The sequence below is a fragment of the Alteromonas sp. ABV2_168 genome (assembly GCF_056161165.1).
The window spans coordinates 74791-88104 of sequence record NZ_JBSWYQ010000011.1 but is presented as its reverse complement, the minus strand read 5'-3'; the positions used below and the strand labels follow the sequence as shown (position 1 = coordinate 88104).

At 44.3% G+C, this 13314-nt stretch carries 11 protein-coding genes; 5 read left to right on the top strand and 6 right to left on the bottom strand.

The window, feature by feature from the left end; translation table 11 throughout:
* Positions 1-86: 86 nt before the first annotated feature.
* The gene (locus tag ACXAH4_RS16170) at positions 87-2801 is read right to left on the bottom strand and encodes a TonB-dependent receptor (protein ID WP_474850916.1); all 2715 of its coding nucleotides are present in this window, start codon (positions 2799-2801) and stop codon (positions 87-89) included.
* A gap of 499 nt (positions 2802-3300) precedes the next feature.
* Between ACXAH4_RS16170 and ACXAH4_RS16165 the strand changes: the two genes are divergently transcribed.
* Positions 3301-4317: a LacI family DNA-binding transcriptional regulator gene (locus ACXAH4_RS16165; protein WP_474846337.1), complete on the top strand. Its 1017-nt coding sequence runs from the start codon at positions 3301-3303 to the stop codon at positions 4315-4317.
* Positions 4318-5251: 934 nt separating this feature from the next.
* Positions 5252-6919 (top strand): glycoside hydrolase family 28 protein, encoded by a 1668-nt coding sequence (locus ACXAH4_RS16160; protein ID WP_474882645.1) that lies wholly within the window; start codon positions 5252-5254, stop codon positions 6917-6919.
* 337 nt (positions 6920-7256) lie between these two features.
* On the opposite strand, the gene ACXAH4_RS16155 is transcribed toward ACXAH4_RS16160, so the two are convergent.
* Entirely contained in the window at positions 7257-8081 is an 825-nt protein-coding gene (locus tag ACXAH4_RS16155) for an inositol monophosphatase family protein (RefSeq protein WP_474882644.1), read from the bottom strand.
* A 193-nt stretch (positions 8082-8274) separates the two neighbouring features.
* On the opposite strand from ACXAH4_RS16155, the gene ACXAH4_RS16150 reads away from it, so the two are divergent.
* Positions 8275-8850 (top strand): DUF502 domain-containing protein, encoded by a 576-nt coding sequence (locus ACXAH4_RS16150; protein ID WP_474882642.1) that lies wholly within the window; start codon positions 8275-8277, stop codon positions 8848-8850.
* Here ACXAH4_RS16150 and ACXAH4_RS16145 read toward each other — a convergent pair.
* Complete coding sequence (locus tag ACXAH4_RS16145) at positions 8847-9269, bottom strand: RrF2 family transcriptional regulator (RefSeq protein ID WP_474846343.1); 423 nt, start codon at positions 9267-9269, stop codon at positions 8847-8849. The two genes, ACXAH4_RS16150 and ACXAH4_RS16145, sit on opposite strands and share 4 nt — an antisense overlap.
* Before the next feature lie 117 nt (positions 9270-9386).
* Here ACXAH4_RS16145 and ACXAH4_RS16140 point away from each other — a divergent pair, with 117 nt between their 5' ends.
* Positions 9387-10289 (top strand): NAD(P)/FAD-dependent oxidoreductase, encoded by a 903-nt coding sequence (locus ACXAH4_RS16140; RefSeq protein WP_474846345.1) that lies wholly within the window; start codon positions 9387-9389, stop codon positions 10287-10289.
* 70 nt (positions 10290-10359) lie between these two features.
* On the top strand, positions 10360-10881 hold the full coding sequence (locus ACXAH4_RS16135) for a GNAT family N-acetyltransferase (RefSeq protein WP_474882641.1): 522 nt from the start codon (positions 10360-10362) through the stop codon (positions 10879-10881).
* Positions 10882-10900: 19 nt separating this feature from the next.
* Here ACXAH4_RS16135 and ACXAH4_RS16130 read toward each other — a convergent pair whose 3' ends face one another.
* From ACXAH4_RS16130 to ACXAH4_RS16120, 3 genes are read right to left on the bottom strand one after another with little or no spacing between them, the layout of a single operon-like run.
* On the bottom strand, positions 10901-11245 hold the full coding sequence (locus ACXAH4_RS16130; RefSeq protein WP_474882640.1) for a Dabb family protein: 345 nt from the start codon (positions 11243-11245) through the stop codon (positions 10901-10903).
* 29 nt (positions 11246-11274) lie between these two features.
* Positions 11275-12312, bottom strand: a complete 1038-nt coding sequence (locus ACXAH4_RS16125) for a sulfotransferase domain-containing protein (RefSeq protein WP_474882699.1) — start codon at positions 12310-12312, stop codon at positions 11275-11277.
* A gap of 48 nt (positions 12313-12360) precedes the next feature.
* The gene (locus ACXAH4_RS16120; RefSeq protein ID WP_474882638.1) at positions 12361-13269 is read right to left on the bottom strand and encodes a MipA/OmpV family protein; all 909 of its coding nucleotides are present in this window, start codon (positions 13267-13269) and stop codon (positions 12361-12363) included.
* Positions 13270-13314: the final 45 nt, after the last annotated feature.

Sequence of the window (13314 nt, the reverse complement as noted above, 5' to 3'; positions counted from 1 at the left end):
TTTATAAATTTAGTTGAACAGCCCTGTCTCCAATGCAGGCGTGAAGAAATAAATCTTCACGTCTGCATTCAGTTTTAAGTGGCCAATCAGAACTTGTAAGACGTACCCAGGTAGAAAGTGCGTCCGCTAGTTGTCACATTATAAATGCGATCTGCCGTGTCACTGTACTGTTCATCAGCTTGATTGGTCATATTAATGCCTTCTAAAGTAACCTTGATATGTTCATTGATCTGATAGAACATAGATATATCCACGAAGGTTGAGCCATGCATACCATGTTCATCTTCATCTTCAGCAACGCCCGCTCCCCACGTTATGTAATCGCTCCGGCTGGCTGCTGAGATACGAGCTCCCCAAACATCAGTTTCATAAAAGATAGTGAAATTTGTGTTGTGTTTTGACAACCCTTCAAAAGTTTTATATTGATTTTCTCCGGAGTTCTGCACATTCTCATACAAGAATTCACCATCCGCAAACGTGTAGTTTGCAATGAAGCCAAGGTTATCAAACGGCTCAGGCAGGAAACTCAGTAGACTTTGATACGATAATTCCAGACCTTTAATATCAGTAGATCTGCCATTTTCAGGGCGCGTGTAGTTGAATAACGTATCCCCAGTCTGACCAAGAGTCTCATCCAGCAGTGACAGCGGAAAGCCTGTATCGCTGTAAGGAACTTCAACCGTAGTGCCAATGACAAAGTTATCAATTTGCTTGAAGAAAACCCCTGCAGAAACAGAGCCTTCTTCCGAAAAATACCATTCGAATGACATATCATAATTATCAGATTCATATGGCTGCAGTTTCGGGTTGCCGGCAGAAACATCCAGTCCCCTGGCCCCGTCAGGATCCACCTGAACCTCTCCGGATACGCCTAATGAGCCTAGTGATGGCCGGGTTACATTTTTTGCAGCACTAAAGCGAACTACAGTTTCTTCCGTAGGTTCCCAGGCAAGGTTAAGAGTAGGAAGCACACCGTTATAATCAGACCCAATATCAACCGCAACTCCATTTGTAATGCCATAAGACGTAATCTGAGTATCGTAATAGCGCAGTCCAATATTCCCCCTGAGAGTACTGTCGCTGAAATAATTCACCCACTCATATTCAACATATGCCGCGTTTGTATCTTCTTCCACCTTTCCCGTAGCACTGGTAACGATACTCGCTGCGCCCAGATCACGATTAACCCCATAGAAATCCATTGCCGAGTTTAAATCGATCGCAATCCAGTCAATATCGTCATGATTGGTATACGCGTAAGCAAACTGATCTATAGATCTTACTTCATTATTTTGAGGCGCTTCCTGATTTCTGCCAATATCGTTGTTGTCACGTAACTCCCGTGAGTTTTCGAATTTCTTAAACGAAACGCCGAATTTCAATGATGCATCATTTGTTAAGATATAACTGCCGTTAATCGCTAACATATCATAGGTATTATCGATTCTGTCTTCACGAAGGTCGATTTCCCGAAATGTCCAAACATCCGCGTCAGTAGGAGTAATACTATAGGTATTAACGGGGTCAAACCTGCGCGAACCACGATAGTCCGTAGTAATATTTCCCATACTTTCTACATAAAATTTATCTCTCTTCGGTTGGCTAAACTTAGAACTGGAGTGTCCTATCAAAGTAGTTAATAACAAATCATCAGTGACATTCCATTTGTTTGTCAGCGTTATTTGCGTAAACTTAGTTGTATCCAGGTCTTCACGTGTTTCAGTACGCAATGGAGTATTTGAAAATTCGCCGTATACGGCTTCAAAACCATCGCCATCAGATGCAGGTATAATTTCAAGTGCATCGATATACCCTATAGCAGTGCTGCTAGAGCCAGAAGTAGGCAGGTGAAATTCCGCACGATTGTTTTCCAACTCGCTGTATAAAATATCAAAATCGAAGGTGAAATCAGGAGACGGACGATATTGAAGTGATGTGGCCAGGCCGGTTCTTGTCTGTTCATTTTGCCAGACAGAGTAGCGGTTACCGCGGTTAAAGAATATTTCTCCGTTTTCCAACGCAGTTTTCACATCCTGCGACAATGAATCGCTGTAACCTTCCGCATCCACAGTCCGCTTCCGCCAACGATAGCCATTGTAGCCTTGCTCATTAATATCTCTTTGACTATATGATGCTGAGAACAACGCGCCGAAGTTACCCCAAGTGTCTGATACGATGATTGACATTCGCGGGTCGGTACCTTCAGTTTGGCTATTTGTACCAATCTGTGCGCTTGCTGCCGCCGTGAAGCCGTCGTAATCAAATGGCTTGGCTGACCGTAAATTAACAGTTCCTCCGATACCGCCTTCATCGAGACTTGCCTGATAGGATTTTTTAACATCGATTTGATTAAACAACTCAGATGCAAAAATATTGAAATCAAATGCTCTTGAACGACTCACTGCACCACGACTATCCATTGCAGATGCGCTGGTCGCTAATCCTTCCATGCCATTGACCTGCACACGCGCAAAGTCAGGCCCCAGTCCGCGCAGAGATATATTTCGACCTTCCCCCCCTTCTCGGGTAATTGAAATCCCCGGTACTCTCTGCAGCGAATCTGCCAGATTCAGATCGGGAAAATCTGCAATGTCTTCAGCAACGATCGAGTCCTGCGAACCGATAGCATTGCGCTTTAGATCCCGGGCTTTGATTAATGAACTTCTGAAACCTTTTACTTCGATTATTTCTTGAATTTCAACGTCGTTATTTTCTTCTGCTATGGCCGCTTGAGCTTGCATGCCAGCTATTCCTGCGAATACTGCAACCGACATCAAACTTCTTTTAAAAGTGAGTTTCATTTGAGTGCTCCTAAATACGGATTAGTCCTATCGTTCGAATCCAAAATTTATGCTGTTGATAACAATACACTTGAAATTTTTCTGGCTATTCAAACTGTCGGTTAACAGCGTCAATTCGAATTACAGTGGTAACGAATGACAAAACACTCTTTTGAAAAGCTATGTGTATCGCGGCAAAGTGAAAACAAATAAGTTGGAAGTTAATCAACTGTTAACACTGGGTTAACTATAATCGTCGTTTGACACCGGTGTCAATCCTAGGTGTTAAATTTCTGATATTGACGAACATGATGATAAATACAGATAATTTTTATAAGAAATTGCTATGTGGTTTTATTGGGAAGTTAGTTCAATCACACTGAATAGTAAGTGCCGCATACTATACTCATAAAAATTTTAAGTTTAATAAGCGGAATCTGCTTACATTTAATTTCACCAAATATTAGTATTGTTATGAAATCGAAATTTCGCTGATCGATCACAGAGGCAAATAGTTTTCATGAAACCTGCAACAATCAATGATGTAGCCAGGCAGGCTGGCGTATCAAAAAAGACCGTATCACGAGTCATCAATAATGAAATTAATGTCAGTGAATCCATGCGTGAGAAAGTTCAGAAAGCTATTCTGGAAACCGGATTTAAGCGAAATCCCCTTGGTATGGCTTTGGCAAAAAATCGCTCATTTTTTATAGCGCTATTGACTGACAATCCAAGTCCTGGTTATCTGATGAAGTTGCAGAGGGGAATTTTACAAGGCTGTACTGAAGAACAAATGGGGCTCTTCCTCTACGATTGTAGCTATTACTCAAGTAATCTACTAAAAGAGATTGAGGAGTTTATAGATAACACACTGGTTGATGGACTTATTCTGGCGCCTCCGATCTGCGATAAACTGGAATTGCTCGAAATGCTCAGTACCAAGGGGATTAACTATATGCGCATCGGTCCCAGTTACAAAAGTCGCGGGGAATTTGTTGGACTCAATTATCAAAAAGCGGCTTATGACGTTACAGATTACCTGATTCGCCTGAAGCACCGGCGAATTGGTTACATCCAGGGCCATCCGGACGAAGAGTCCAGTATAATTAAAGAAGCCGGGTTCAGGAAAGCATTTGAGGATCATGAGCTAAACCCTGATGAGTCATTATTAGCACAAGGCTACTACACTTATCAGTCCGGCAGAGATGCAGCATCAGTCCTGTTAAATAAATCACCCAGACCGACGGCGATTTTTGCTTCTAACGACGAAATGGCCGCTGGCGTGCTTTATGAAGCTCAAAGCCGTGGAATAAAAATTCCGGATGAACTTTCCATTTGCGGTATTGATGACATATCTATTACTACGAAGGTGTTTCCTAATATTACAACATACCGTCACCCTTTGGTGAACATAGGTTATCGTGCTGCTGTACGGCTGATTCAACGACTAAAGAGTAAGCAAAGTAACTCAACTGATAATAATGAAATATTTGATGGAGAATTAGTCATTCGGGATTCTACCACTAGCGTTAAATAGTAGTACTCAGGGCCTATCTGGTTTAATCCACTACTTTTTCTGATATCAGGATCTATAAAACTGTACTAGTTCAGTTCCAGTTTACGATCGAAAATGACGCATTTATCCATTTTAGCTACAACCGATAAGCGCGGTTGCAGTATTGCGGCGGAAACAGACGGGCTGGTTTTGCCCTTCGGACAATCTAAAAGCGACTCGTCAACCATGACTCCAGCGCCAAACACTCTTATATATGGCTACCCTGCAATCAACGTCCCGGGAATTTGTAAAAAGCGAATCCATGGCTGTCCTGCCCGCCTTCCAACTGACCTTATTCTTATTTAAAGATAATTCATGAACACTAGTTTTGGTCAGGAGCTTTTATTCACGGCAGCATATCAAGTGGGCTGCTAGTAATCATTTGGCTAAGCGGTATATTGGAAACTTCCAGCACACCCTATCGGCCTTACCAATACAGAAAAACAGTGAACATCACTTATCTGGCATGGAAAGGATTCATGCATTAAACACAATACCATTCCGCATTGAATTTCACAAATATCACTTATCATCAACGCATTAAGATTCATAAACCTAAACAATGTTGATTTTTTGTTGACATGCATAACTATCAAAAGCATAGTTATTTGGCCTTACCAAAGCAATCTAAAGTCTTGTTTGCTGAGGAGCCTGAAGGTATAGCACGGCATGCGTACTAACCGGTTGCTATTGATTAGTAGCACGTACGAACATAAATGCCAGATGATTTTTTTCACGGGTGAAGTCGATTCAGGGTAGTAATTATTCGTCGTTCGAAGTTATAGATGATTTCAACAAGCGAAATTCAACGGCACTCCACTGATGAACCTGCCCCTACTCGTTAGATAAAAATCGCAGGTCGTGTTCTTGAGATGACAATGGTTCCATCACCATCTACCTCAAAGGAGAGAAAATAATGATTCGCCGTGATTTTATTAAGGCCAGTGTACTTGCAGGGCTTTACTCCCAGCTTTCAGCCTGTTCCAGTTCATCAAAACAGGTATTTTCATCACTTGAAAGACAGTTTGATACCAACCGTAAAATTGCCGCCGATCGGGTTCAATTGCCCCAAGGGCCAAGTTTGCATGTTAGTAGTTTTGGTGCCGTGGGTGATGGCAAAACACTGAATACTGATATCTTACAGCGGGCATTAAATAGCGCGGCAACACAAGGGGCAAAATTAGTCATTGATGGAGGACAATTTGTTACCGGTACTCTCATCATTCCAACCAATACGCACCTGCACATTGAAGAAGGTGCCGCCTTACTTGGAAGTAATAATATTGCGGATTATCAGCGCTCAGCCCGGGGCTGGTACACGCTGTTAAGTGCTCACAAAGCCAGCAACATTTCAATCTCCGGCGGAGGTAAAATTGACGGACGTGGACGGCAAACAGCACTGAATATTGATTATATGCATCACTCTGGTGAGAGGCCGGTAGACAATTATAATTCTCGCAGAATGCGCCCCCATGAATCAGACCGTCCTCAGATTATTGATTTTATTGACTGTCATCAGATTTCAATCTTCGATGTCACCATTACAAATTCAGCTAGCTGGGTACAAACCTATTATCATTGCACAGATGTACACATCGATAATATCAAGGTAGTAAGTGACGCTTACTGGAACAACGATGGTATAGATTTTGATGGTGTAGTTAACGGCCGGATATCAAACTGTTTTATAAACGCTGCTGACGATGCCATTTGTATAAAATCAGAACAGGATACTCAAATTAACGATTCCATAATAATTGAAGACTGTATTGTTCGTTCAAGTTCCAATGGCGTCAAATTCGGAACATCCTCTTATAAAGGTTTCAAAAACATTACAATTCGTAATATCCATGCGTTTGACACCTACCGTTCGGCTGTATGTCTGGGTTGCGTAGATGGGGGGTATATTGACAATATTAAAATAAAAAATATCACTGCTACTAATACAGGTAATGGTTTTGTCATAAGACTCGGGCAGCGATATCAAAGTGCGCCTCCGGGTTCAATTCGTAATGTAACCATTGATGGACTCACAGCTCAAATTGCTTTTATGCGAGCGGATAGCAGCTACCAGCTACGTGGACCGGGGTTGAATGCATTTTTTAATCCTATCCCGGCTTCCATTACCGGGTTACCTGATGCAAAAGTTACTGGTATTACTCTCAAGAATATCTCATTAACGTACCCCGGCGTTGCCAATAAAGGGCTTGCTTATATTCCTGTTAGCCAGCTTTTTCAGGTACCAGAGAAACGCAGGGAGTACCCTGAATATTCCATGTTCGGTGAGCTACCGTCTTGGGCTCTATATGTCAGACATGCCACCGGCATCAATCTTAAAAATCTCAAATTGAATGAACTTGATTCTGACTTCAGACCAGCTCTGGTTCTTGATGATGTGGCAAAACTGGTAATTAATGATATAGATATAGGTACCAGTAAAGTCCACCAACAATTGATACTCAATGATGTCAGCGGGGCCTCTGTATATAATGTATCGTTGCAAGGAAAATTGTTAGCCTCAGGATTAAAACTAGGTCAAACAACATCTGTCGACAGTGATGTCCCGGGGTTGATGGATATCTAAAAACGTCAGATTAATGTCCAATAATCAATTGGGTTATAAAGACAATACAAAAGCTCAATTATAGTGGTAGCCGTTGACCTTATAAGGTCAACGACTTTTGATATCCTATACTAAAAAGCAATAACCGTGAGTCCCTATAATGCGACCTGAAGATCGTGATGAAGATTCTCAGGACACTTCGTTATGGACTGAAGCCCCGGCTCCGGCCGCACTATAAAGTCTGATTGAAGAAAGACTGTTGATAATGCATACCAATTTCTTTATAAAATAGGTATTTACACGCAACATGCCTATTGAATTTTATAGGCCATGACAAAAGCTGAAAAGAGAATAATCCTTATTTTACAAACAACCCTGCCACTTCCTGCCAGCGGGCTTCGCTTTCCGCCACCAGCAATTTGCCGGTGATTTGCGGTGTGTACTCGCTGCCGTCGATCATTCTTGCTACTGCCCCGGCTTCTTTGGTAATGAGTAATCCTGCGCCATGATCCCACAAATTAAGCTTGTTCTGGAATAACACGAAAGAGACGGCGCCGGTGTTGAGCAAACGATATTCTGCTGCCGCACAGCGGTAATCCGTCACCCGCCCCATTTTCATTACGGCTTTCACCGCTTGTTCCCGCTCTTCTTCCTTTGTGACGCCGAAAGAGTAACATCCCATGGTATCTGTAAGTGGCAGTGTACCGTGACGATTAGCCGTTAACGGAACGTCTGAACTGTTTATGCGCTGAAAAGCCCCCTGCCCTTTGATTGCCCATAAATAGTCGCCGGTCACAGGCTCAAAGATAATGGCAGCGGACATTTCACCGTGACTGGCGATACCCAGCATCACGCCGAAGTTCACCGAACCGTTGGCGTAATGCCAGGTCCCGTCGATGGGGTCGAGCACAAAACTGAGAGGTGCATCACCGAACAGTTCTAATGCTGCCGGGTCCTCATACACACTTTCCTCACCAATCAGTAACGCATCGGGGAACAGTTCACGAAGTCGCTGAAGAATGAAGGTTTCAGCCGCTTTATCTGCTACGGTCACGAGATCGTGGTGACTTAGCTTTTCTTCTATCTGCCCGTTTTGTAGTTGTCTGAAACGGGGCATGATTTCAGCGTCAGAGGCTTCTTTGCAAATACCGGCAAGCTGGTGTAACTGTTCTTTATCTATCATTGTGATCCCTGAGTGATATGACGAAGGTAGAATTGGGGTTATTCCCGTATGTGTTCATAATGCCACGGTGAGCAAAACGTGCCAGACATGAATCATCAAACCCGACATCCGGGGCTGATTTCAACACCGCCAGCTCTGTTCTGAGCACCCATGCTGGTCTACACTACACCGCTAATTTTCCAAAAGGGTTACAATGCTGAATAAATTGATCTTATTACCGGTCAAAGGGCTGATCACCATACTGCCGTTTGCCATTACTATCTATTTTCTTGTCTGGCTGGTCAGTACAACGGAAGCATTGTTATCGCCCTTTCTTCCTGAAGATTACTACTTCCCTGGCCTTGGCGTCGTTACAGTCATTCTCGCCCTGACTGCCGTCGGCATTTTAATTAACGCCTATCTGTTCAACTGGGTTATTTTGTTAGGTGAACGTATTTTTGCCCGCGTACCGGTAGTAAAAACATTGTTCGGTGCCGTGCAGGATGCAGTAGAACTGTTTGAAGTAAAGCCTGACGAAGACAGCAGAAAAGCGGTTTCCGTAGAAATGGAAGGTGGCATTGAGTTAATTGGCTTTATGACCAGCGATAAGGTGGCCAATAAGTTATTTCCTGATGAGGACAAAGTAGCCGTGTATTTGCCCATGAGCTATCAGATTGGCGGATACACGCTGTACTTACCGAGGGAAAAAGTTACGCCGCTGGATATTGATGTAGAAACCGCCATGCGCATAGCAGTGACCGGGGGTAATTCGATTGAAAAAGACAATTAGCCATAGTTGTTCTCAAAATCTCTGCTGAGATCTGCCAGCGTCACCTCTCCAAACCGCTGGAGCAAAAGTGCTTCAGCATCTTTCATCGCACCGTCGAGTGCGCGATTTACCGCATGCTCAATTAAACAGTTGTTGTGCTCATCAGTGAGTCCTATAGTAAATACACTTCTTTCACCAAGAGCACGGTGAATATCAAGCAATGTAATATCTGACAGGGAACATGAAAGCGACCATCCCCCCTTATGTCCTTTTACTGCTGCAACGTACCCGCACTCTCTTAAAAGCGCCATCGTTCTCCTGACCACCACAGGGTTTGTAGTAAGCATTTTAGCAATGCTTTCTGACGTTACGGGTTGTTCGTGCACGTCCAGATGAACCAGAACATGCAGCACCCGCGAAAGGCGGCTGTCTTTTCTCATTTTACATTCTCTAATTTCAATTAGTTGAGCATAACATGAAACTTTTAATGTTACATGATTCATGCTAACTTAAATTTGTAACATCATAAGTTACATTAAATCTACCGGAGCGACATTATGAACTATGACGTCATCATTATCGGAGGCAGTTTCGCCGGTTTATCGGCAGCCATGCAACTGGTCCGTGCTCAACGCAATGTGCTGGTAATCGATTCAAATCTACCAAGAAACCGGTTTGCATCCGCATCTCACGGCGTATTCTGTCTGGACGGCAAAACACCGGATGAAATCCGTAAAACGGCATTAGAGCAACTATTTGCTTATCCGACCTTCACGTTATGGCAGGACGCTGTAATAACGACGGAAAAGCTGCAAAATGTGTTTAAAGTCAGAACCCGTCAGGATATTGAAGCAACCGGCAGAAGGCTGATACTAGCTTGCGGCATAGCAGACAAATTGCCTGAACTGCCGGGAATCAAAAAATACTGGGGTAAAAATGTTGTTCATTGCCCCTATTGTCACGGATACGAAATTCGCAATACTGAGCTTGGTGTACTGGCCACATCAGACATGTCTCTCCACCAGGCGGCAATGCTCCCGGACTGGGGCAATACAACATTATTCACTCAGGGCATGTATACGCCTGAAGGTGATCTTTTGTCACTTTTAGAATCCCGGAAAGTGCGTATAGAGGATACACCTGTCGTTGCAGTGAATGGTAATGATGCGAAAATGGAGTCTGTCACCCTCGCAGGGGGGAGAATTATTCCTCTGGGCGGTTTGTATGTCTCTCCGCAAATAGAAGTGCATGCTCCGTTTCTGAAACAGCTGAGTCTGGCCCTTGCCGATTCACCGGCAGGCAAAGTTGTTTGTGTAGATGCTTTTAAAGAGAGTTCCGTTAAAGGCGTATTCGTAGCCGGCGATTTATCTAACCCGATGCAGAGTGGAACACTTGCTGTTGCATCCGGAACACTTGCAGGTATCGGTGCGCATAAATCGTTGATATTTGACCAGACCTGAGTTTATGAATGGTGTTCTGAAGAAGCTTTGATAACATAACGCTATCTCCGGTATTTCAGAAGTATTAATAGTGAAATTAACATTAGCTCAGCCAGATCACATTCCCGCGCTACTTGAAATCGCAAAAGATGCGCGAATAACCAGGACAAGTGGCGTACCGGAAAATTGTAGTGAGCAGGACGTCCTGAAATGGATTGCTGCCGGAAAATCAATCCCTCCTCAGGAGATGCATTTCGTCATTACCATGGGCTCTGAAACGGCTGGATGCTGTATTTTGAAGAAAATGGACTGGCGCAAACGGGAAGCAGAACTTTCATACTGGCTGGGAGTGGATTTCTGGGGAAAAGGCCTGGGAACAAAAGCGGCAGAAAGTATGTGTGAACTGGCTTTCGGAATACTCGGAATGGACAGACTGGTATCGCATTATCTGAAAAAGGGTAATGCGCCTTCCGGAAAGATACTCGCAAAACTTGGCTTTACTGACGACGGGGACAAAGAGGATCTGCCGGCGGAAGGCCGTTTTCTCATTGAAGATAGTGATGTATGGACCTTTGTAAAACTGAACAGAAGTCAGTTTATTTCAGGCCGCTAAACGACGGCCTGAACAGAATTTACTTCGCGTAATCCACCACAAAGACGTCATCCAGAATGCCGAGTTCAGCGAGTAACTCACCAAACTTCTTGTGTTCCGGGTGGGGCAGATAAGTATCCCGTGCCGCTTCATCAGTAAAGGTGAGCAGATAAATATGCGTAAAGCCTTTATTAAGCGCCTCCGGACTGTTATTCACCCCGTGCTCAAATGACTCAATACCGGGGATTTTATGCTCTAGCTCAGCAAACGCGCGGGTGACTTTATCAATATCCGCAGCACTCGCATCGCCGGTATATTTGAATACAACGATATGTCTGACGGTTTGTGACTCCGTATCTGCGTTAGCGTTAAAGGTTGCGCACATAAATAAACACCATAGTAATATTCGTATCTTCATTTTGACTCAGCATACTCTCTGGTTGATTGTTCTGACGTGTTTTTTTCGCCTGCCAGACCGGTTAAACGCGGGGTCATAGCAAACCTTGCTGCAATATCTTCTATCGTCTGCAAGTGTGCCTCTCCAAGCTTACCGGCCCAGCCGGAAGTCACTTTACTGGTCTCCATTTTCTTTGTCGAATCAGGCACGTAAGCTGTTGAAGACGGCTTTTTAAAGTCCGGTACTTTAATGTCATCACAATTCAGATATCCGGCAATCTTCTGGAATTCCAAATCAGGATTTCTGGCCAGCTCTTCAAACCGCACGTAATGGAGTGAGTCACCGGCGAAGCTGTCTTCGATAAATTTTTCCGTGAGAAAATAATAGCCGGTAAGCCTTTCGAAATCTCCGGCTTTATCGATAGCACGGATGTCATCACTGTACCGGCTGAAGTAATCAGCCCTGCCATCGTTCACATTAAGCAAATGGTTGGACAGAGAAAAGTTTTCAAACGCACCTTCAGCCCAGTTTTTTCTTGCTTTAATGGAAGAGATTACGGCACGGGGATCACGATAAATATGGATGACCGGACACTGATAAGTATCTTTCAGATATTTCAGGCTTAATGCCCCTTTCACATACTTCACTACAACCCGGTTTTTAAAAGCCCTGCCCGGGTCGAGTAGTGCCTGATCACGCAACACAAACGGATTAGTCAGTATGCCTTTTTGCGCCTGATGCAAAAGCGCTTTCATATCCGGAGACGGCGGATGTGCCGCTGTCGCATAAGGCATAAAACCGTTAATGTAAGCATAACCCTGGTCAGGCAGTGCGATGCCCTGCACGGCTTTCTGAATATATCCGCACCTGGCCTGCAAAGGTTCAAACACCCGTTTGGCACTCAAACCTTCCGCGACCAATTCCTGTAACCACGTAGTACCACTACGCCAGAAACCGTTAATGACAACAGTTTCAGCGGTATTCACCCGCAATGCGTTTACCCTGTCGGGCGCACTTAACACATAACGTTTAAGCGCTTTCACATTTTCTAACATCAATGGGTTGTCCTGCTTATTATTCTGAACAGGTTAATATGCGTAAACTCACCAGTTGGATCTCGCCTCGCTCTCCCAGGCCCGCCAGACAAATCCAACTCCTATACTGTAAGTCACATCTTTTTCATACAGCGGGCTGTCTTCATTGGCTGCACCCTGATTAAATTGCAGAGATGTGCCCAGAAACCCGCGAACTTTATTCATAACAGGAAACGACAATCCCAGCGACACTTCTGATCCCAGATAACCACCTTTGGCATTAAATTGACGACGAGTCGATGTAACATACGCCTCATCGACCTGATAAAAATAGTCATGTAATTTTTCTGTCGCCCAGGTCATTCTGAATGCCAGACTTAGTCCGGTACTGTCGAAAAAGACGCCGCGCTGCTGATAACGTAAAGTCGGTTCAAAAACATAACCTCTGGTATGCAAATCACCAAGATCTGTTGAAAATACAGCCCTTGCCTGCACTCTGCCGGTAAGCCTGCCATTTCCACCACGTTGGAATGAAAAATCCCGTATTTTGTAGATAAGCTGCGGACCGGCCTCGAACATATAATCCAGCTCAGGCATGCCTTCCCGCGCCGTATTGTCGTCGCTGTCGGCAGAGAACGCGCCACTGAAACTCATGTCCAGTTCAAGTTTTTCATTTTCCAGAAATACAGCACGGGCCCCGCCGTCACCGCCAATACGAAAAATATCACCGCGATAGATGGCATACGGTGCAGCAAGTCCGACAAAATTACGCTCTTTGGATGCAGGGTAATTCGGCACTTCTATCATGCCGCCGCCAATACCCACTTCCCACAATGGCTGCTTTTCATCAAGCGACTCAAAACCGGTCAGGTTGCGGTTAGGTGAGTCGCCTGCAGCGGCAGTTTCGTCGTCCGCAAGGGTGTAAAAGGCAGTCATCATGAGAAGCAGCGCTGGCATAAAAAATGGTGATGAGCTCAATTCAAATCCCTTGTGTTGTCAGTGACATAATTGTGAGTACCGGAG

Coding starts and splice junctions, on each gene's coding strand:
- ACXAH4_RS16160 (WP_474882645.1), top strand. CDS start 5,252: ATGATTCGCCGTGATTTTATTAAGGCCAGTGTACTTGCAGGGCTTTAC.
- ACXAH4_RS16140 (WP_474846345.1), top strand. CDS start 9,387: ATGAACTATGACGTCATCATTATCGGAGGCAGTTTCGCCGGTTTATCG.
- ACXAH4_RS16130 (WP_474882640.1), bottom strand. CDS start 11,245: ATGTGCGCAACCTTTAACGCTAACGCAGATACGGAGTCACAAACCGTC.
- ACXAH4_RS16125 (WP_474882699.1), bottom strand. CDS start 12,312: ATGTTAGAAAATGTGAAAGCGCTTAAACGTTATGTGTTAAGTGCGCCC.
- ACXAH4_RS16150 (WP_474882642.1), top strand. CDS start 8,275: ATGCTGAATAAATTGATCTTATTACCGGTCAAAGGGCTGATCACCATA.
- ACXAH4_RS16155 (WP_474882644.1), bottom strand. CDS start 8,081: ATGATAGATAAAGAACAGTTACACCAGCTTGCCGGTATTTGCAAAGAA.
- ACXAH4_RS16165 (WP_474846337.1), top strand. CDS start 3,301: ATGAAACCTGCAACAATCAATGATGTAGCCAGGCAGGCTGGCGTATCA.
- ACXAH4_RS16145 (WP_474846343.1), bottom strand. CDS start 9,269: ATGAGAAAAGACAGCCGCCTTTCGCGGGTGCTGCATGTTCTGGTTCAT.
- ACXAH4_RS16170 (WP_474850916.1), bottom strand. CDS start 2,801: ATGAAACTCACTTTTAAAAGAAGTTTGATGTCGGTTGCAGTATTCGCA.